A 19,388-nucleotide genomic window follows, 5' to 3' on the forward strand; every position below is an offset into this window, starting at 1 on the left:
CTTACATATAATCCTGAAAGGATAGTCTATATGCGTTATTCTAAAAAGAAGAAACTTGCAATTTTAGATACTCTTATTTGGATTGCCTTTAAAAGATTATATCGTAATCTAAAATGATAGCTTTGTTTAAAGAGGGTTATGTATATTCACTTTTCTTATAGGTTTTGAAGGTATAAAAACCGTCAAAACCCCCTCAAAACGTATATTATTAGTTGAATTTATAGGTTGTGTTATCAATATGAGTTGTTTTTTTAAGATCTGTAAAATCTTAACCTATTGAAAAATAACATTTTTAATTTTTATCGTTTTTTATCTAAAAGAGGCAACCGTCAAAACTCAAAACCCCTTCAAAACCTATAGAGATTGTGTTTTGGATATCTTTGACACAAGATAAAAGGAGCATGTTTCTTCTTTAAAAAATTATAAAACAAAAACCCTCAAAGATACTTTGTAAACCCTCTGTTGGTACGATAAGATCTTTGAAGGTTTTAAGGATAACAAAAGATTACAATGACTTCATTGTTTGATGCTGTTGTTTTTAACGAAAGGGTGCCATTCATAACGTATGGTAGGTCGACCGCCTTGAGAGCTATTTTCGCTTGCTATTTGACGAATATGATTGGAGCGACATAAGAGCTCTAAAGCTTGCTTAACGGCTCTATTATCTGTTAAACCGATCCAACTTCTTTGATGAATATCACGTAAAGTAAAAACATCGGGTAAATGATCACAGCGCTCGACAATTAATTTTGCACGCTCTGCTGTTAATGTATCATTCGCCGCATAAAGACATTTTGCATGGCTTATCAGATATTTTTCCCAACGCAAAGCTGTTTGAAGGGCATAGAGTCCAATTTCAAAACGACCACTATCAAGAAGTTCAAAAATCAACGCAAGGCTTGCTATGGGTCTTTGGTATTTTTAAAAGATGCGATTGTAAGCTTTCAGAAAGGTTATTCTCTTTAGCTTTTTTAAAAATCTTTTGCATCCACTCACGAAAGATCTCTTGAGCATCAGCAGAAAAACGCATGACAAGCGGGTGTTCAGGAGAACCAAGGGGTTTATCATAATGAGAACGTATTAAGCTAAGAGGAGATGCCAAATTCTCAAAGGAGAAGTGCAATGCACCTTTACGAGTTTTTTGGACTTCATGATTTTTTGTACAACATTATGCCCCCCAAGATTATGTGCCCTTAAGCAGCTACAGTCGTTGATACAATATCCTCAGCAAGCATTTGTTCATCTTGCACATATATTTTTAGTATTTTTAATAATTTTTTTTGGAAGATTTCTTGATACGGCACGCGATACATCAGTGCTAACGTTCTCTTAAAAAACACACAGATAATTAATCAGCTTCAAAAAACAACCTTACCAATGAAGTACTAGCTAGAGGGTTGCATGCACAACGCAATAATGGCACACTGATTCCCACAAGCGTGCTTCACATATTGCACGCATAGCCTGTACAGAGTCTACCGCTCCTAAATACTCAAACGTAAAAACGTAATGCTACTGGATCGTATAGTGACCGCAGTTGCACCCTTAAACACCGGTTCCTCCCCATATCATAATGCTTGACAAAAGCATCATGCCATCATAGCAACGGCTTTGCGTAGGGGTCCCACAACATAGTTCTACAAACTGTTGACGCATTGCCAAGCTAACAGTTTTCTTGCCCACCTACGCCAATGAGACCATCACTATCCTCTTTTTGAATCGTAAAACAAAATGATTTCCCATGAGCGATAAACCATCTGCTCGAAGTCCAGCTAGCTCAAACTCATAGCATTCTAAACCTTTAGGCTCGCTCTTCCCCCAAGGGGGCATAGTCAGATATATCACTTCCCTCACCTATTCACGCGCTGGGATAAAAAAAATCTGAAACTACGAGGCAACGCTGCATTTGTATGCAGCGTTGTTGTTAGGTATAAGCTTCTATTGAGATAGTTCTAATGGGAAGCCCCCACAGCTAATGGTATAGGGATTAATTTGGATTCTTTCGAAATGTTATATATAAATTTAATGTGCCGCCCCAAAACACACCACCAGTGAACCCACTTAAAAGACCAAAAAGAAGGTTAAAATCAAATGCATATTTCAAATCAGGTACAACCTTGAGAAAAACAATCAATGTGAATTTGATGACAAAAGCGATAAGAATAAATGTCAGCGTCAACGGCGTACCAGGCAGAATAATGAAATCCGTTCCTTCTTTGATTTTTAAACGCGCAGTAGCACGCCAGAGCAACCAGCCAACGCCAAAGCCGATCATCAGCCCTGCCAACATTGCGATTGCTCCCCAGCGCGGGAAGACCAGCTGGTTAATCACATCGCTTGCGCCCAAAAAAAGAAAGACGAACGGCAAGAGAAAAAGGCGGTAAACCTTCGTTTCCCTATCTTTCAATGCGATTATTCCCCTCGCGATGAGAAAAATAAGCAAAATCCAAGCCCATAAAGGGGTTCCGGTCAGAATGTTAAACAATGACATATTATGCTCCATGATGTTTGATGCGATAAAAATATTGCATGATGTTAGGAAAATATTTAGAAAAAAGAATACCAGTACAAATTAAACCCATAGTGATTAACCAAATCTGGGGGGTCCATGTAAAAAAAGCCACTAGAAAACCATTGGCAAAAAAGATGATTACCCAAATCCATGTAATATATTTATTGATGAGATAAAATAGGATATGTTTGCGTTTTTCTTCAGAAACACCAGCACTGGCATAAAAAATGGTAAAGGGTTTCTTTACCAGCAAGCTAATCAATGAAACCAGAGCAAGTGACAGATAGCAAAAAACTGTGGGGTAGTTCAGTAAAAGTGTAGACCATCCAGCGAAATAATTAACAAACAGGACAATAAATGTCAGAATGTTAGTAATCATCACAGGTTCTCCCTGCCGGACAATTTTAATATTCACAGCAATAATGAACAATAAAATCACAGTTAAGATGAGAGAGCGTTCGACCAGAGTTAAAACGTTTCCATTGATAACCCAGGAGTAAATACTCCACGGAATAAAAGAGATTATTATGTTAAACATGGCGCATCCTCCTTTTTATATTTGATAGAAAACTTACCGCAAGTGCTTCGTTTTTTAGTTTCCGTATGAATATAAAAAACGCCACCCGGTTCACACTCTGTATCCTGTTTAATGGTCAACTGATAGGTATCTCCCGGATAAACTGCTTCAATGAACTTTACTTTTTTCAGCGCAACAGATGCGATATTTTTCGTCCTACCTTGCGTGGCTAAAGCCAGAACCATCTCAATCAATAGTGAACCAGGACATACGGCGCGGGAGGGGAAATGTTCCTCAAAAAGCGGGTGATGCGCATTAAAGGAAAAAGTACAAGAATCTCCGGTTACGGAGGAAATTTTACATAAATCGCCTAGTAATGGAAGAGCGACTTTCTGAGAACACGAGCCAAGGAAGCAGACCTTACTGACCATGATGATTGCCTGCGCAATAACGGCCTTTCCATTGTCATATGTGCTAGCCTTACAATGAATACGGTAGGCCTCATTAATGCGTTCAATATGTCCTTCAACGCATAACCGATCGCTATCAAAATGGGTGGTAGAGAAAAACTGTTCAACCATAACAGGGAGATAGCGATAAGTGAGATCTGAGTTTTTAGCCACCATGGTGGCAAATCGAACTGAAAACTGATGCAAGGCTTCGAGTAACAAGCCTTGTTTCAAATAGTTATGGGCTAACTCCCAGTGAGAAATATCGATTTGCCCGCAAGCACGCATCGGTGCGGTTAAGGTGATACTCTGGCATATACCCAAGAAATTTGGCTCGGTGTGATGCTTTATAGCCATAATTGGGGGACCTTTTTATATTTTTCTCTTAAATACTTTGATGATAAACTGAAGGAATGAGAGCTAAACCGCGCTTGATAGTGCGCGAGAAGTATCAGCCGACAAACGAAAAAAGCCAACAATCCCAGCTCAGGAGCAGCCCGATGTTTGCTCATGATGCTTGCAATTAGAAAATCGACATTGGGTTGCAATCCCGTATTGTCCGAAATAGATCGCACAAGCGAACTGAAAGGGCACACAAGCACCTGAAAGCGTGAAAAAAAGAAATCAACCCGGATATCCCGTTGCATAATCGGATGACCAAACCCTGGCCAGGATTTGTCTTTGCAATAATGCGTTACCACCCCCTCAAGATTCCCGGCTTCAATCTCATGGAGGACACTAGAAAGTCGCATGATAGCACATTTGCAAGCTCCCATATGCGCGGAGCCAGTAGCACAAAACCCACCGATGAGTGCAGAAATGACGTCGCTCTTGGTACTGATAATAAATCTTACCATGGTGGTTGTGGGTGTCACAGTACCAAACCCGCCCAGCAGTAGAAACATGCACCTGCAAAGCACATCAATATCCCAGTCGGAAGAAGCTTCCTTGCTAGTTAATACTAACCAAAAAGCAAGCTCCAAGGTATTGCAATTTTCGATCGCCGGCAAATCGGAAAACTGTTGGGAAGAGCACGCCAACGCAATAATCCATGGCATCAGCAAGATAATTTTAAGACAATCACCGTCGCTTACGGGAGCCATGACCTTACCCTGAGCCGCCGAAACCTCAACTTGCGATAATAACATCATAAATCGCTGCTTTAAACCCAAAGATGGCAATACATTGATCAGTTGATGCATCGCCTGCAGTTTGGCTGTAGGATCCGTCTTTTGCAGTTCGGCGTTAGTATTCTGAATCAGCAGATCCATCTGTTCTTCATTAAGAAGGTTGCCAATCAGTGCAAACCATGCGTTCTGCAAATAACGGTTTTCATCGGCAATATCAATCAAATTACATCCACGAATAAACAATGCGTTATTATCTAAATCATAATTATCAATAACATCATCTGACATGCTTCACTCCTGCTGCTCCGGTGATACGCTATAAAGCCTGATGTTGACATTTATCGTATGCGAATTCCCTGATAAAATTTCATTACGCAAATTATCAAGTTGCATTACAGGACTCCCTTGCGTCATAAACTAGCAGGCATTTCCCTCTGGATGAGAAAAGCAAATCGCTATATTCGACGATGGTAACATTAATACGTCCGCGCTTTTTCATATAGGCTTCATAAATATCCGGCAAATGATAGATTTCCTCAGTTAGTTCGGACAAATCAAGGTCGTGAAATACTTCGCAGCAGATTTTAATATCCATAATTTCTTGTCTATCCGCGGATAAAGACAATACAATTTGAACAATTACATCGGGCAACCGTCGATTAATAATTTTGAATATTTTTTCATGGCTAATCAAATTCCCCATGAAATTAAAATCAATAGCATTGCGTTTAATATCTTCAAAATAGAGGTCACCATTTTCAACGGATAATGTGCCCATATCGCCCACGGAATATCTGATAAGTTTGCGCGAGGTATCGGGATCCAGTGATGTCACTAGCAGCCCTCTCTTATCTTCATATTCAAAGAAGAAATCATCGCTGAAGAGCTGGTACCGATTAAGCCGCCCTTCGGCGGACATACCAATGAAACCGCACTCCGACAAACCATATAAACCAATTATCCGCAGATCGGCGCCTAGCATCTCGCGCAGATAGTTTTCATGCACGCTCAGCATCGATTCACCGGTAAAGATCACTTTTTTAATTGCCAGTGGAACCCCAAGGTTGAGCATAGCTTCAACGAACTGAACGATGGTGCTGGGCACACCAAACAGTACCGAGAGCCGTATTTCAGCCAGAAACTCGAAATGATTCTTCAGCAGCAGAGCAATATCGCCAACCGGCACAACATGTGCACGGCAATTTTTTAAAATTTCACACGCCAAGTAGTGTAAAGATGAAAACAGATTAATCGTAAACAGGTTGCCAACGACATCCCCTGGGGAAAAAACCTGCCGCGCGCGCAGGTTACGAATTAAATTGCGCTCTGATGAGCTGATCCCTTCCTTACAGAATTTTAAACGAACGTTGGCCATTTTCATCGCCCCAGTGATGCCGCTTGTAGCACTAATCAGCATCGGTAAGTGTTCACCCGCAGAGTCCACTTGAGTCAAAGAACCACTATCACCAGTGGTCGAATAAACGCGTGTACTTATCCTAACCAAATCGCGGAAAGCAATGTAATCGAGTGCATGGCAGCCAGTTATTGCCGTTATACGTGGTTGCATTTTTGCATACATTTCAGCACAGAAATAATCCATGATAACTCAGACCTTTTTAATGAAAATTGCACAACCCAGAGCTGCTAGACCTTCTCCACATGCCACTGTCCAGCTCATCTCACTAAGATCGCAGCCATATAAAAAATCGGTGATACCGGCTAATGTAAATTTTTCTTCTGTGAACATAGCTGCCACACCGCATTCACGACGTGATTGGTTAAAAACACCCAGTGCTGTTTCTTCTGCATCAGCTAGGGGTTCATGGATGATAATACGACCGCCGCGATCTAAAACACGGCACAACTCCTGTAATCCTTTTTTAGGTTCAGCCCAGTGATGAATTACGGAACGGGCATAAATCATTGAAAAGGAGTTATCGGGAAACGGTAAATTGCTGACGCTGTCTTCAATAATGTTGAATGCATGCTGGTATTTTAACTCCGTACATTTTTTAACACAAAACTGAACCATACGGGGATCAATATCAAACCCGTAAAAGGAATAGTCTGTGAGTTTTTGGAAGCGGTAAAGCTTGAAAAGCATGTAGCCAGTTCCCATGCCAATATCGAGAATTTTTTTCTTCGCAGAAGTAACACCAGATGCTTCTTCCAGAATTCTTTCTATCAAATACGCATTCCACGATGATGTACCTTCAGTAGCATACCTTTCATAGTGCTCAGGGGTGATATTTACCAGTAAATCATTCATCACATATTTCTCTAAATGAAGCTAGTTATGGCATTGCCATAAACTCGTTAAAAACTAACTGGGTATAGAAACGGTTACGTCCTCATATAAGAAGTCATCTAAAATAATTGATTGCAAACATGCATCCAGCAAAACAACGGTTATCACAGATTGACAAAGATAATAGCAGTTACAAATAAATGTCATCCCTTTAAACGTAAATATATTCCCAACGTACCGAAAAACACATCGCGTCCTATCATGTTCAACTAAAAAATAATCATTTATATCAAAAGTGCACGCCGAGATGGCGCATAATGCCTTATACAAGCTCTCCATGCAGCTAAATATTGTGGTGCATAACCGATTATCCAGCACCTGCCCTGCTGGAAAGTCCGCGCATTTTTCACAGTAATCTAGCATAAATGGTCTCGGTAGTTTTTTTTTCTCAATAAATTCGATATCAACCCCGACAGACCGAATCCGCGGATCGTTATTAACCAACATAATACTTTTACTCCGTCCATGGCTCACAGAACTGTGTGACATCTTTACATCTGGCAAAATCCGTTTAAATATATCGATAAAAAGTACCTTCGCCATTTCACGTTGCAATATCATTCTCGATGTACGTTTCGTCGATACAGGCAAATAACGATGAAGCCTATCAATAGCCAAAAAATAGGTATAAAAAGAATGGCTCACAATGCACAGATAATTGTTTGCACGGCGATTAACATACACTCTGCTCATACTATGAGCTTTATCTACACGGTACATTTTATTTTCCCTGTATTTGTCGTGACAATTTTTCTGATATTTACTTTAAATGCATACTGATACCATTTATCAGTTAATAGTTTAGTAACGACTTTAACCTGCTCACTATTTGCCGACATATCAAGGTTGAGATAAAGATCGCCGTTCTGTGCTTTTGAAAAGTAATGTCTTAAACATCCGGCATACTTAATAATGTCATTTGAAATCAGTTGAACTGGGATAAACTTACCATTGTGTTTAAATTCATTAACGGCTCTAGCTATCCAGTAATAGCATTCGGATTCATCTTTAACAAACAGGTCGCCGGAATCAAACCATTCATCACGCGGCTTTAATTGCAAGGAACTATCAACATAACCATCACACGCGAAAGGCGTTTTATAAAACATACGGCGCACTGAATCAGAAGCATCCGCCTGATCAATGGGGCGCAAATCAATTTTTATACCACTCACCAAAGCCTTACCCGGCGCTACAATGCCATATTTACTGGTTCTTTCAATATCGTGTAGCGAACAGATCTTATTATGAAACAAGCGCGGTCCGGATTCGGTCTGACCGAAGTTATTCCATAACGTCGTACATGATGAGAGGATACCCGATGCTTGTACGGTGAGCAAACGGTCGGATGCATTCAAGATATTTTGCACATGGATTCGGCTTTTGGTAAAAATGTCGCTTACTGCCAGCATCCAGTCACCGATTAAAGGCAAGTTGGTAATGCTATAGTGCGAAACGAGTTCACCAATATTACTTATTTGAAATTTTTCAAATACCAGTTTGCTATCCGATAAGAAGGCACATAGCATAGTAGAGAGACCATACATATACTGCACCGGGAAATAACACAATGAGCAATCTTCATTACTTAGTCCAAGAGATTGGCTCACCGCGAGGGCATTCTCAATCAGAATATTTTCATGATATTGAATCAACTTGGGTTTACTGGTTGTTCCGGAGGTACAAAAATAGAAATGCGCGCACGGATATGCTGTAAAATCAGCCAGATTTTCGTTCACAGTTGAAAGACAATGATCAAACGCGATATTAATCCGGTGACTGATGATACTAATATTCCTGACTTCATGGCTCATTACAACAGCCGCAATGCAATCGGCATCAACTAGCATATCAACAATGTCTAAATCATGAATACTGACGATCCAAGCTTTCAATTTTAGCACAGACGCAACAAAATAGCTGATCAGACCTTCGAAATTATTTCTAATCACAAAAACAAACAGCTTATTTTGCTCCTCTTGCGGGCGATCACGAAAATATCTAACTACGGTATCTGCACACCCTTTTGTCATCATGCTGACATCCTCTGCCGAATAATGACTGTGATGATAAATCACTTGCCAGTTTCTTTCTAATAAGGAATATATTGTTAACATGAGGTGTCCCTTACAAATATTGTGGATTCCCTAAAACCAAGCTGCTTGCGCCACCACCCATACCAAATGAGTTTTTCAATGCGTATTTAAGCGGTCGGTACTGATGCTCCCTCACAAGCGCAATGCCAGCAGGCAATTGAGGATCGATTTCATCACAATTCAAAATTTTAGGCAAAACATTGTTCCGAAAAGAAACCAGTACACACAAAATTTCCATCGCACCGGCAGCAGCAATCAGATGCCCGTGCCAAGATTTTGTCGCCACAATCGCTGGGTTGTGCGCGCCAAAAACCATTCTGATTGCACTGGCTTCGTGCTGATCATTTTGTACTGTCGATGTCCCATGTGTATTCACAAAATCAATAGCGGTACAGTCAATACCCGCATGTTCGATGGCTCGTTCCATCGACAGTTGCATTTCGAGATCATCTTTATGCGGCGCTACAATATGCTGTGCACAAAGTGCACCGCCGTAACCCAATAAATAGGCCAACGGCTCATGCTGCCGCGCCAGTACGTTAGATAATTTTTCAATAACGAACAAACCTGCACCCTCCGCTAAAACAAATCCGCTGCGATGCCGGTCAAAAGGCCGCGAACGCCGTGGTCCACAGTAGTTTTGATCAGTTGATATCACTCCCATTTCTTCTAATCGCGCAAGATTCAGCGGGGTGACTTTCGCAGAAACACCGCCGCAAATCACCGCTTTAACTTCACCATTGCGGATGGCTCGCATCGCGAGGCCGATACTTTGCGTTGATGCAGAACAAAGGCCTAGAAGGGCAAAGCTGAGTCCCGCAAACGGGATAATTTCATGTATCGTTTTTAGAACCGCAGTTGTATCGAGATCAAAAAACTCATTAATTTTAAAATGTTCTAGCGCGACATCGATCAAGCATTGCTTATCCGCGTCGGCGGGAACCTTGTCCGCAAAACTGATAGACTTTTCAATATCGATTGCCGATTCATCAATCCCTACAATACAGCCAATATCTTCTGCTGGATAATATTCCTGCAAATGCAGTCGTTCATGCAGTCTCTTTGTTGCTAAGTCCGCATAAAAAAGCTCGCCGTTTCTGAAGGATTTTTTTTTAGGCCAGCGTAGCAACTCATTACCTTCTATAGGAATCCCAGCTTCATGAGTTTGAAAATACTGGTGATCAAATTTTTTAATCTTCCGTATACCACTTTTCTCATGCATAAAGCAGGCGTGAATTTCATCCAAATGGCTGCCTAATGGCGTAACAGCCCCATATGCACTAATACATAATGTATCTGCATCAAAATGGGTATTCATTGTAAAGCTCCCCTTAGTGTTTAATTATCCAAATATTTCCGATACCATAATTGATAGCCGCACCAGTCAGCATAACTCGGGCCCCCGAGGGAATCGCAGGATCATTAAGACAGCATAAAATATCCAGTATGTTATTGAGTTTTCCAGTGTACCCAGTTTTAGATTTATAGTTAACAACCGGTATCCCTGGAAAAAATTTCTCTAGCGCTGAATATTCAGCTATTTGTTGCATACGAATACCGTTGTTATAACTAACAATAACATCAGGTTCCCCCTGTTGCGTCCGTTGTTTACTCAACAGGCTTTCCCAGTCCCGTTCTCCAAAACTGACTTTAGGGCAATAACGAATAGTCACAGAGATTAATTCAGCTAGCGCATCGCAACTGTTATTGTCTAAAGACATCACTGCCGCCCCCCAACTCGGGATAATACCAGAAATATCTTTATCACTTTGTCGAATTTCACCGAATTTTTTAAAGACAGTCAGACTATCGAAGCTCAGCATATTTGCTGCACTAACAACCATCGCTCGCTCTTTTGCAATTATATTAGCGATGTCAGCATAAGCCAATTTCAATGCAACTAGGCCACTTAATGATGCAGCACGTAACGGCATCCCTTCCTCATGATCAAGTAACAATTTTGAGATGTGATACAACACATTTGTTGGCAACAATCGTAACGTATTCAGAGGATTATTTATCTCCTTATACTGCTGGATATGCTTCCAGACGGAACCATCGTCCTTATATTTACGGCAAATTTCAAAAAGCAAATCAAAGCTGCGGTCTTCACTATCGCATGCAGTATATAGAAAGGCTTTTGCATGCTCCGTCAGGCAATCTTTACTTTGAAAATCTATCAGCGCATTGATTACCATTTTTGACATATCATTTAGCACTGAGCGGTCTTCTCTGCTGACCAGCTTCTTGTCTATCATAGACGGTGTCGAAAAGTGGTAATAGTCCATATCACAAGGATTAATGTCATCCGCAGTGCTGAGCAGCTGGCTCAGCGCTGCACTATTAGGCGCGAATTGCTGATACACACCATAGTTTTTTATATAGACCCTTTCCGTCATGCTAGTTGCGCTTTAAAACTGATATACGCTGGTTGATATAATTCAGCGTGAAATAGGAGTAGAGTTCTTTAAACTGGATTTTCTTATCAATCGATTCATATTCTTTTAACCCCAGCAGGTCATTGATTTTAGCAACACCTTCGCTAGTCCACTCTTTGGTATCAAATGAGTAAAATGCTTCTGTAGTGGCCCATTTATTTACCGGCCAAAGGCTTTCAGGGCTAACATCAACCTTGAAGTGCTTTTTTAACTCGAAGACAAAATCAATATAATCAATCGAAGTCATTCCGTAATCAGAGAATAGCGACTTGTGCGGATCAAGCTCTTCTGACTCATCAAGATACATGACATCTTTAAAAATCTGGCTAATTGTTGTAATATACATTAGATAATCCCCTCACCATTCCCGATCGTTAATGAAACGCCTGTAGTAATAATTTTACCGTTAATAAATGCATTGACAGCACTCGCAACATCTTCGGCAGCCAACATTTTCCTCATTGGGATGGTTTTTTCTATGCTAGCAATACTTCTTCCTTCTTTTGCACAATAGTCCTGAAGCATCTTTGTCTTGATATAACCAGGGCTTACGCACAGCGTTCTGATATTGAATCGGCCCATTTCCAGTGCAATGCCGGAGAGATATCTTTCCATAGCTGCCTTTGTCGAGCCATATAAAGAGTTACCCACTCTGATTTTTTTTGCGGCCACCGAACTGATAAATACCAGCTTGGTCTCATTTTCTTTATACTGCTTCATCGTTTTGACTACCATATTGAAAATCAGCACGGCTGACAGATAGTTAAGACGAGTGATGGCGTTAATATTTTCGGGTTCCAGCTCATCGCACAAACATGCCGGGTTATAACCAGCACAGTAGATAGCTATCTCAATTCTAACATTTTCTAAGGCAGCACAAAACTGCACGACGTCTTGCTCAGATGTCAAATCCAAGCGAACTGGCAAGACAGCACTTTGGTACCGATGCTTCATATCACTAACGGCGGTTTCATTACTGAACCATGTAAAAACTACGAAATAACCACCATTAATTAGTGAATCTATGACATTCCGCGCTATCTCAGCAGTCCCTGCGACTACCAGCGCCAACGATTTTTCATTATATGCAGGATTATTTACGATATCGACAAAACTATGACTCATGCCTCCCCCTTATATTTAAACATGCTATAAATTTTCCAGCACAGAATCACCCTTGATAAAACATAATCCCAATGAAACTATATAGACGAGGATATCTGCTTACTTTCGCAGTACCACCTAAATTAATTAAAAGCAACTGCTTTTAATTAAAAAATTACCAGTACCTAAAGGCCAAAATTGTCATGATCCTCCCGAGTATATTGCAGCCCCGAATAAAGCTGCAAATCTGGATCAAACAGCTGGCTATGCCCGCTCTTCAACCAAGTTTGGTCATAACTAAAAGAAAAAGTCTCTTTGCCTCTGCCAGATGCAGCATAAAGCTGCCCCATGCGACATGGGACTTCCATGCCAGCCTAATGCGCCCAGACTTCTATCGCTTTTTGTTTTGACACTTGCATTAATCTCTCTTGGGCACGCAGCGTTTCGTGTGCAGCAGGACAGAATCCTGCAAACTGCGTCCCAGCGGATCGTTCCCTTCTAACAACAATAAATCTTTTCCAACCGTAAACAAGCATTATCGTTATCATTGACGGGGGTATTTTCATTGTTGTTTTGTAAATGACTCTCTTTCATAGTTCCTTCTTTTGAGAAAGTAATACGTTATTAAAATCGGTTCCTTTTGGAGCTTGCATGATAAAAACCTCAAGGCCTTGTCTATAGGCACGCGCAGCGAGGTTAAAACCTGCTTTACGACCCGCATCATCGCCGTCCATTGCAATGGTGAGACGCCCTTTTATAAGGGGGTAAATTCACACGCATCATGCCACTGGTTGAAAGAGACGCCCATAAATTAACGGGCTCTGATAACAACCCAGACAAAAGAGCCAGACCGGTTTCAATGCCCTCACAAATGACCAGATGTTTTGGATTACCTTGACTTAAATGCACAGCACCCCCCGTTACAGATCCCAACATAGCTTTGGCTGGTGATTGATCTGTTTTACAGCCATTGTCTTTTAAAAAGGTTCTATAAATGGCGAAAGAGCCAGCGCCCTTAACAAAAGCAACCAACGCGGGCAGTGTAACCCCAGAGGGGTGTGGACATTTGTCGTAAAAGCGTAAATCAGGAGGCAAATCACATGTAATACCCCGCATACGTAAATAGGTTTCTGCTAAAGTGTTTTTAATAGGTTGGCTTTGTTGCCAAATTGCTTTTGCTCTCTCTGCTTTCTGTTTTACTCGTTTGAAATCAGCACAAAACTGTTTGGATAAAGAAGGAGCGTGATCATAAGCTTTATCAAAAAAGGCTTGTTTTCCAAGCAAGCCAATTCTAATAAGCGCTTGTATGATCTCTCTAAAAGAGCAGCCAGCATAACAAGTGAGTAAAAGACGCCCATCATTTCCATTAGAAATAGATAAACTAGGCAGCCTATCATCATGAGCGGGGCAACGGGCGGTTCCATAACGCCCATGCCAAGTACCACGCAAGGCACGTGTGATACCTTGCGCATTCTTAAAAGAACACATCATTGTAAATCCTATAACATTGCGTCACAGGACGGATTGTGCTATCTCTAGGTTGATGAGTTTGAGAAAGCCTTGTCCGTCCTTACGTGACAAGGTTTTTTTTATGCCGCGTCACTTTGACGTTACTGTTTTGCTTGCTCGATGACATTCAAAAGATCTGATTGTAACCAACGGGACAAAAAACCAAATTTTAAAGGTTTTGGGAGAGAGCCATTGGTTACATGACGGCGGAAAGTTGAGACACTCATATGAAGAAATTTTGCACTTTCACGGTCTGTTAAAAGAATAGCATTTTCTGTCATACTAAAATCCTTTCACTATAAAAAAATGGTAACAAATCATAACTATTTATTAAGCACATTTTGGTTTATTTTTGAAGGTATTTTATTTATAGAAAACAATATTTTATCATATAATTTCTGATGTGATAATTTATGACTCTTATTGAGAAAGAATGAGAGAGAAGAGAGAGAAAGTTATCCACAGATCATGGGGTTATTCACCCCATATCTTAAGATTGACCCGTGACATAAGCCGCCCATTTCTCCATATAGACACGGCGCTGTTCTAGATAGTCAGTACGACGATAGGCACGCTCTACTTGTCCTCCTACTGTATGACTTAGAATGGTTTCAGCGACCTCATAGGGGGCATCGGTTGTTTCAGCGAGCCAATCGCGTAAACTAGAGCGAAAACCATGCGGGCATGCTTCAATTTTATTTTTTCTCATATACCAAGCCATCATCGTATGTGAAAGAGGACCGCGACCGGTAGGAGAAAAAAGAAAATCACTTTTAGAAATACAACGAGCTTGTTCAATAATTTTCAGCGCTTCTTTTGATAAGGGGACGCGAAATTCTGTTGTAGTATCACGCTTTCCTTTCATATTTTCAGCAGGAATTGTCCAGACATCATCTTCAATTTGACCTTCACGAATATGACGCAAAGGAAAAGTACGAACTCCTGTCAAAATAAGCAAACGCAAAGCCAGTTGTGTTAGGATTGTTGTTTGGCAAAGTGTTTTATAAAAGGCAGGGACCTCTTTCCAATCCATTGCGGGCATGTTTTGCGTTTTATGACGTTGTTTGCCTAAGAGAGCACGTGCTTTTTCTGTTGCTTGTAAATCAACATCCAATCCTAGTGCAGCCGCATGTTTGAGACATATATTAAGACGATTAAGAGCTCTATTAGCTGTTCCAGCTTTTGTATGCCAGATAGGAGCAAGAGTATTGCGTATCTCAGTTTGGGTAATTTCTGAAACGGGTAAACAGCCTAATTTGGGGAGAATATGAAGACGTAATGGTAAAAACCAATGTCCGTCTTTTCCATCCCCTTTTAATTCAGCTTTACGACTTTCAAAAGCATCCACGGCAATATCTTTTAAATAATGGAGATTGCTTATTGCTTCACGCTTTTGTTTATTGCGTTCTTTAATAGGGTCACGACCCTCATGCAAAACAGAACGCCATTGATTTGCCAATTCACGCGCTTTTTTTAAAGAAACGTTTCGCAATGCCCCCAAGCCCATTTCACGACGGCGCCCATGAATGGTATAACGGTAAATCCATTGAGCACCTCCATCTTTACGCTTGTGAAGTAACAAGCCGGCACCATCGTTATATTTGCCAGCCCCTAATGTTGCAACAGATCTTGCATTAAGACGGTTCATAAGAGCCATTTTAAGTCCTTTCTTATACAAATTTTATCCACACATTCATCCCACTTGTTATGTGCAAACGAGTGGTTTTGATTGATTCAATATAAACAGATTTGAAATAAGAGAATCTTACGTTATTCGGGTCTTTAACTCAATATGAATAACGCTAGATTATCATTATAAATCAATAGCTTGTCACCAGCTGACAAGCTTGCGAAACAAACCTTCTGTCGACAAATCTGATGCGTTACTTTCTTTCTCTAAATGCTCTTCATCATGCATCATTCTGCCATCCATGACGTGCTCTCATAAGTTTCTCTACCACTATAAGCTGGTCTCTTCTGTTTTTGCATCGGCTGTTCATACCCCACACACATTAACCCAAAGGCATCCGCACCATGACTGGACCAATCATGCTCAGCGCCTAAACCAATATTACGCTTCTCATCCCATTTCTCATGATACCAATTCAGTGCTTTGCGCCCTGCTACGGTCGTCTCTTCATTGAACCAAACTGAAGGTAAAATACGCCGCACCGCCTCTATACGCATCTTAACCGCCCCTGCTCCCTGATTGGGAACAACCTGTGTTTCAAAGCCCGCATCATTTAAAGCACTTTCAAAACTCACATTGTGCACACGGTCTCTGGTCGCACCGTCATGAGGCAAAACCATCAATGCCTTCTCATAACCGTTTTGACGCAACCAACCGATATGCTCTGATAACGGTTGTCCCTGTGCTTCGTAATAATCAAGCACTCTGATCTCTCTACCAACAAATTGCGCTATCCATATCGCTGTGGCATCTGCCTTGGCGCCTGTCCCCCCAATGTCCCAAAAGGCGCGTATCTGCATTAAAGGATCACGCGCAACGCGCCCTATCCGCCCCTCCTGCTCGGCTGCCAACATTTCCTTTTGATAATAAGCGCCTTGAACCGCTGTAAGATAAGCCCCTTCCCAGATATGCTTATAGGTCTCTGGACGATTTCTCAGATCATCCAATCGCGCTTCATTCAAGATCTTGGGAAACTTCGGGTTGTCTGACCAGTTGATCTCTACACGCTTAATGGCTTCATTGTCTGAAAAGCGAAACCGCTTCTCAACGGGGGCATTCTCTCGCAACGGGTTCCATGTCACCCATAACTCTGCTCGCCACCCCTCGCCTTCTTCACGCAAAGTCGGTATAAGCGTCTGCCAAGCCGTCTCTGTCACGGGCTCTGCCTCATCAACCCAACAAAGCAAGATACGCCCCATCGATTTAATGCTCGCAATATTACGGTCCAGACCAGAAAACTGAAAGGCTACGCGACCATCTATCGACTTAATCGACGATTCCCCAACCTTGTAATAGTCCTTTTAAAAGTCGTGCGCTTCAATGGCGCGCTTAATCTCCTCCAATGAACTTTCTGCCAAAGAATTCTGAAACTGACGTGCACAAAGAATGGTCCCCGATATCCCCTGCATACCAAATTGATAGCCTTTTAAAGCCGCCATCAATGCAAATGATCTTGTCTTTCCAGACCCTCGTCCACCCCAAGCCGCCCGTACCAAAGCGTCCCCTGCAAAAATAGGAATGAGTTTTGGTACAATATTAATCTGTCGTGTTGTCATTGACCAAAGGCGCGATTTCTACACGCGTTATCACCTTAATGGCTCCCCCATCTTCACCTGTTACCTGTAAAGGCAACACCTTACCAAGCAATGCTAAATAAGCAGCGGGGCATTCCATAGCCTGTTTTTCCAAATAAGAAATCAAACCATCCTTGCCAATTTTATTCCCAGCATTCTCAGCAGCCTTAACCACTGCTTCTTTTAAAATGCGCGTCATCTTATTCGGAACGCCTTTGACACGCCCTTGACCTGCCTTTGGGGGTATACGCTTTTTAATGGGTTGTGGAGCCTGCTGTGTATTTTCTGATGTCATAAAATACGCCCTCCAGATAATAAAAAACCCCGCATTTGCGGGGATTCCAAACTGCACTGCCTCTCGTCTAGACACAATACGCCTAAGTACAGTAAGGTCATTAAATACGATTTGCTACAATTTGTCAATAAGAAAACGATACATATTGATGCAATTGTAGAATCAATATAAATCCGATGTGAAATTTTCTCCTAAATAAAGAAAAAAGATGTTTTTAGTAATATTACTAGTTTGGTATTTTGATATCATTAGCTTATGGACTGCTTTTATAATAGCAATTATTGCTATTGCTTGTTACGAATATAGTCATTTACAAGAAAAGAATGAACTTAGGACGTTAAAAAATGATTCAGAATATCAAATTGGGTGGTTAAAAGATGTAATTTCTGCTTCAGAAGCTGAAATTGAAAAACTAAAAGATGAAATTAAGGAGGCAAAAAATACAATTAACTATTTAAGATATACAATATTTTTTTCAGAAGAAAAATATGAAGAAGATTAGAATCTGATTGCCAGTAAACCTAACGATCAAAGTACTTCTGAAGCGCATTAAGAGCTATACGTAATGAAGGTACAAGATATGATAATGTTTGATCTTCTATAACGAGGCACTGTAGCGCTGCATAAAGGTTATATTGTCTATAGAGGCATTGGGCTTCTTTTAGTGCCTCTTGCATGTTTATAAACTGCTCTGTTGCAAATGCTACCCACTTGTCTCTTGCTTTATCATCAGAAGATGATGGCATTTCGTCATAAATTGCATTAGGCAAGCCTTTTGCGCAAAGATAATTATTCCTTATCTGTAGATATTGCTGGGCGGCATCATATTGCTCTTGAGTAATCACGCCTTGTAAACAAAGACGCCCGATATAAGACCCAGAAAGTGGATTTTTTGCCTCCTGTAGCGTTAAACCGAAGCGCTTTGCACGCATTTCTATTGCCAATTTATCAACGGCTTCACGCGGTGTTTTGCAACGTGATATACGTCCGTTTGGTTCTCTTACCTGCCCTGCTATTTTAGGGCGTCCCCTCTTTTTATTTCTTTTCATAACACCGCTTTTTATTTAAAAAGGAACACTATCATTCATAACGGTATGAGACGTATCAAGAGGCTTGTGAAAGCTTCTGTCATAAGGTGATGACTGCTCTTGATTATCATCATTTTTGCCATCTAAAAGCTTTAACTCGCCTTTGTACTGAGGCAATATGACTTCTGTTACATAGCGATCAACACCGTTTTTATCTTGCCATTTACGAGTTTGTAGTCGCCCCTCGATATAAACTTTGCTGCCTTTTGACAAGATATTGATTTGTAATGATAATTTAGCGTTATTCATATTGAATGAGAGTCCCGAATAACGTAAGATTCTCTCATTTCAAATCTGTTTATCTTGAATCAATTAAAACCACTCATTTGCACATAACAAGTGGGATGAGTGTGTGGATCAAATTTGTATAAGAAAGGATTAAAAAATGGCTCTTATGAACCGTCTTAATGCAAGATCTGTCGCAACATTGGGGGCTGGCAAATATAATGATGGTGCCGGCTTGCTTCTCCATAAGCGTAAAGATGGAGGTGCTCAATGGATTTATCGTTATACCCTTCACGGGCGTCGTCGTGAAATGGGATTGGGTGCTTTGAGAGATGTCTCTTTAAAACAAGCCCGTGAATTGGCAACTGGGTGGCGCTCTGTTTTACGTGAGGGGCGTGACCCCATTAAAGAACGCAATAAACAAAAGCGTGAGGCAATAAGCAATCTCCATTA

Annotated in this window: 19 protein-coding genes and 4 pseudogenes; 2 read left to right on the plus strand and 21 right to left on the minus strand. The window is 41.0% G+C overall.

What is annotated here, in order from left to right:
* Positions 1-516: 516 nt before the first annotated feature.
* The 19 genes and pseudogenes from ACFIL2_RS05285 to ACFIL2_RS05375 all read right to left on the minus strand — a co-directional run.
* A pseudogene (locus tag ACFIL2_RS05285) lies at positions 517-1,084 on the minus strand (DUF3987 domain-containing protein); the annotation flags it as partial.
* Between the two features lie 461 nt (positions 1,085-1,545).
* Complete coding sequence (locus ACFIL2_RS05290; RefSeq protein ID WP_155915008.1) at positions 1,546-1,683, minus strand: hypothetical protein; 138 nt, start codon at positions 1,681-1,683, stop codon at positions 1,546-1,548.
* Between the two features lie 304 nt (positions 1,684-1,987).
* Complete coding sequence (locus ACFIL2_RS05295) at positions 1,988-2,491, minus strand: hypothetical protein (protein WP_375637075.1); 504 nt, start codon at positions 2,489-2,491, stop codon at positions 1,988-1,990.
* 1 nt (position 2,492) lies between these two features.
* Complete coding sequence (locus ACFIL2_RS05300; protein WP_375680464.1) at positions 2,493-3,050, minus strand: hypothetical protein; 558 nt, start codon at positions 3,048-3,050, stop codon at positions 2,493-2,495.
* Positions 3,038-3,835 carry a beta-hydroxyacyl-ACP dehydratase gene (locus tag ACFIL2_RS05305; RefSeq protein ID WP_375681704.1) on the minus strand — a complete coding sequence of 266 codons (798 nt, stop codon included), beginning with the start codon at positions 3,833-3,835 and terminating at the stop codon, positions 3,038-3,040. The genes ACFIL2_RS05300 and ACFIL2_RS05305 overlap by 13 nt, the downstream gene beginning before the upstream one ends.
* Positions 3,826-4,896, minus strand: coding sequence for a citrate/2-methylcitrate synthase (locus ACFIL2_RS05310; protein WP_375680462.1), 1,071 nt, complete (start codon positions 4,894-4,896; stop codon positions 3,826-3,828). Before ACFIL2_RS05310 ends, ACFIL2_RS05305 begins: the two co-directional genes overlap by 10 nt.
* Positions 4,897-4,990: 94 nt before the next feature.
* Positions 4,991-6,208, minus strand: a complete 1,218-nt coding sequence (locus ACFIL2_RS05315) for a hypothetical protein (protein ID WP_375680461.1) — start codon at positions 6,206-6,208, stop codon at positions 4,991-4,993.
* 6 nt (positions 6,209-6,214) lie between these two features.
* A complete protein-coding gene (locus ACFIL2_RS05320) occupies positions 6,215-6,877 on the minus strand; it encodes a class I SAM-dependent methyltransferase (RefSeq protein ID WP_375680460.1) in 663 nt (220 codons plus the stop codon).
* Positions 6,878-7,623: 746 nt separating this feature from the next.
* A complete protein-coding gene (locus ACFIL2_RS05325) occupies positions 7,624-9,033 on the minus strand; it encodes an AMP-binding protein (RefSeq protein ID WP_375680459.1) in 1,410 nt (469 codons plus the stop codon).
* Positions 9,034-9,043: 10 nt separating this feature from the next.
* Positions 9,044-10,330: a beta-ketoacyl-[acyl-carrier-protein] synthase family protein gene (locus ACFIL2_RS05330; protein ID WP_375680458.1), complete on the minus strand. Its 1,287-nt coding sequence runs from the start codon at positions 10,328-10,330 to the stop codon at positions 9,044-9,046.
* A 13-nt stretch (positions 10,331-10,343) separates the two neighbouring features.
* A complete protein-coding gene (locus ACFIL2_RS05335; RefSeq protein ID WP_375680457.1) occupies positions 10,344-11,411 on the minus strand; it encodes a hypothetical protein in 1,068 nt (355 codons plus the stop codon).
* Position 11,412: 1 nt separating this feature from the next.
* Entirely contained in the window at positions 11,413-11,796 is a 384-nt protein-coding gene (locus tag ACFIL2_RS05340; RefSeq protein ID WP_375680456.1) for an acyl carrier protein, read from the minus strand.
* Positions 11,796-12,575, minus strand: a complete 780-nt coding sequence (locus tag ACFIL2_RS05345) for an SDR family oxidoreductase (RefSeq protein WP_375680455.1) — start codon at positions 12,573-12,575, stop codon at positions 11,796-11,798. Before ACFIL2_RS05345 ends, ACFIL2_RS05340 begins: the two co-directional genes overlap by 1 nt.
* 353 nt (positions 12,576-12,928) lie before the next feature.
* Positions 12,929-13,102 (minus strand): hypothetical protein, encoded by a 174-nt coding sequence (locus ACFIL2_RS05350; protein WP_375680454.1) that lies wholly within the window; start codon positions 13,100-13,102, stop codon positions 12,929-12,931.
* Between the two features lie 42 nt (positions 13,103-13,144).
* Positions 13,145-14,045, minus strand: a pseudogene (locus ACFIL2_RS05355) (toprim domain-containing protein).
* A gap of 119 nt (positions 14,046-14,164) precedes the next feature.
* Positions 14,165-14,344, minus strand: coding sequence for a helix-turn-helix transcriptional regulator (locus ACFIL2_RS05360; protein WP_375680453.1), 180 nt, complete (start codon positions 14,342-14,344; stop codon positions 14,165-14,167).
* A gap of 209 nt (positions 14,345-14,553) precedes the next feature.
* A complete protein-coding gene (locus ACFIL2_RS05365; protein ID WP_375680452.1) occupies positions 14,554-15,720 on the minus strand; it encodes a tyrosine-type recombinase/integrase in 1,167 nt (388 codons plus the stop codon).
* Positions 15,721-15,980: 260 nt separating this feature from the next.
* Positions 15,981-17,309, minus strand: a pseudogene (locus ACFIL2_RS05370) (PBSX family phage terminase large subunit).
* A complete protein-coding gene (locus tag ACFIL2_RS05375) occupies positions 17,290-17,622 on the minus strand; it encodes a hypothetical protein (RefSeq protein WP_273791598.1) in 333 nt (110 codons plus the stop codon). Before ACFIL2_RS05375 ends, ACFIL2_RS05370 begins: the two are co-directional and overlap by 20 nt.
* A gap of 208 nt (positions 17,623-17,830) precedes the next feature.
* On the opposite strand from ACFIL2_RS05375, the gene ACFIL2_RS05380 reads away from it, so the two are divergent.
* Positions 17,831-18,124 carry a hypothetical protein gene (locus ACFIL2_RS05380; RefSeq protein WP_375680451.1) on the plus strand — a complete coding sequence of 98 codons (294 nt, stop codon included), beginning with the start codon at positions 17,831-17,833 and terminating at the stop codon, positions 18,122-18,124.
* A 19-nt stretch (positions 18,125-18,143) separates the two neighbouring features.
* On the opposite strand, the gene ACFIL2_RS05385 is transcribed toward ACFIL2_RS05380, so the two are convergent.
* A complete protein-coding gene (locus tag ACFIL2_RS05385; RefSeq protein WP_375680450.1) occupies positions 18,144-18,671 on the minus strand; it encodes a hypothetical protein in 528 nt (175 codons plus the stop codon).
* A gap of 15 nt (positions 18,672-18,686) precedes the next feature.
* Positions 18,687-18,980: pseudogene (ssb, locus tag ACFIL2_RS05390) on the minus strand (single-stranded DNA-binding protein); the annotation flags it as partial.
* 115 nt (positions 18,981-19,095) lie between these two features.
* On the opposite strand from ssb, the gene ACFIL2_RS05395 reads away from it, so the two are divergent.
* Positions 19,096-19,388, plus strand: a 293-nt coding sequence (locus ACFIL2_RS05395; protein WP_375681705.1) for an Arm DNA-binding domain-containing protein, incomplete at its 3' end; no start/stop codon positions are given.

The organism is Bartonella sp. AP30XZML, from assembly GCF_042195945.1.
Classification (GTDB): domain Bacteria; phylum Pseudomonadota; class Alphaproteobacteria; order Rhizobiales; family Rhizobiaceae; genus Bartonella.

What these genes read in the sequence shown, in the direction of transcription:
- ACFIL2_RS05295 (WP_375637075.1), bottom strand. Translation starts at nt 2,491, where the DNA reads ATGTCATTGTTTAACATTCTGACCGGAACCCCTTTATGGGCTTGGATT.
- ACFIL2_RS05300 (WP_375680464.1), bottom strand. Translation starts at nt 3,050, where the DNA reads ATGTTTAACATAATAATCTCTTTTATTCCGTGGAGTATTTACTCCTGG.
- ACFIL2_RS05305 (WP_375681704.1), bottom strand. Translation starts at nt 3,835, where the DNA reads ATGGCTATAAAGCATCACACCGAGCCAAATTTCTTGGGTATATGCCAG.
- ACFIL2_RS05310 (WP_375680462.1), bottom strand. Translation starts at nt 4,896, where the DNA reads ATGTCAGATGATGTTATTGATAATTATGATTTAGATAATAACGCATTG.
- ACFIL2_RS05315 (WP_375680461.1), bottom strand. Translation starts at nt 6,208, where the DNA reads ATGGATTATTTCTGTGCTGAAATGTATGCAAAAATGCAACCACGTATA.
- ACFIL2_RS05320 (WP_375680460.1), bottom strand. Translation starts at nt 6,877, where the DNA reads ATGAATGATTTACTGGTAAATATCACCCCTGAGCACTATGAAAGGTAT.
- ACFIL2_RS05325 (WP_375680459.1), bottom strand. Translation starts at nt 9,033, where the DNA reads ATGTTAACAATATATTCCTTATTAGAAAGAAACTGGCAAGTGATTTAT.
- ACFIL2_RS05330 (WP_375680458.1), bottom strand. Translation starts at nt 10,330, where the DNA reads ATGAATACCCATTTTGATGCAGATACATTATGTATTAGTGCATATGGG.
- ACFIL2_RS05335 (WP_375680457.1), bottom strand. Translation starts at nt 11,411, where the DNA reads ATGACGGAAAGGGTCTATATAAAAAACTATGGTGTGTATCAGCAATTC.
- ACFIL2_RS05340 (WP_375680456.1), bottom strand. Translation starts at nt 11,796, where the DNA reads ATGTATATTACAACAATTAGCCAGATTTTTAAAGATGTCATGTATCTT.
- ACFIL2_RS05345 (WP_375680455.1), bottom strand. Translation starts at nt 12,575, where the DNA reads ATGAGTCATAGTTTTGTCGATATCGTAAATAATCCTGCATATAATGAA.
- ACFIL2_RS05350 (WP_375680454.1), bottom strand. Translation starts at nt 13,102, where the DNA reads ATGATAACGATAATGCTTGTTTACGGTTGGAAAAGATTTATTGTTGTT.
- ACFIL2_RS05360 (WP_375680453.1), bottom strand. Translation starts at nt 14,344, where the DNA reads ATGACAGAAAATGCTATTCTTTTAACAGACCGTGAAAGTGCAAAATTT.
- ACFIL2_RS05365 (WP_375680452.1), bottom strand. Translation starts at nt 15,720, where the DNA reads ATGGCTCTTATGAACCGTCTTAATGCAAGATCTGTTGCAACATTAGGG.
- ACFIL2_RS05375 (WP_273791598.1), bottom strand. Translation starts at nt 17,622, where the DNA reads ATGACATCAGAAAATACACAGCAGGCTCCACAACCCATTAAAAAGCGT.
- ACFIL2_RS05380 (WP_375680451.1), top strand. Translation starts at nt 17,831, where the DNA reads ATGTTTTTAGTAATATTACTAGTTTGGTATTTTGATATCATTAGCTTA.
- ACFIL2_RS05385 (WP_375680450.1), bottom strand. Translation starts at nt 18,671, where the DNA reads ATGAAAAGAAATAAAAAGAGGGGACGCCCTAAAATAGCAGGGCAGGTA.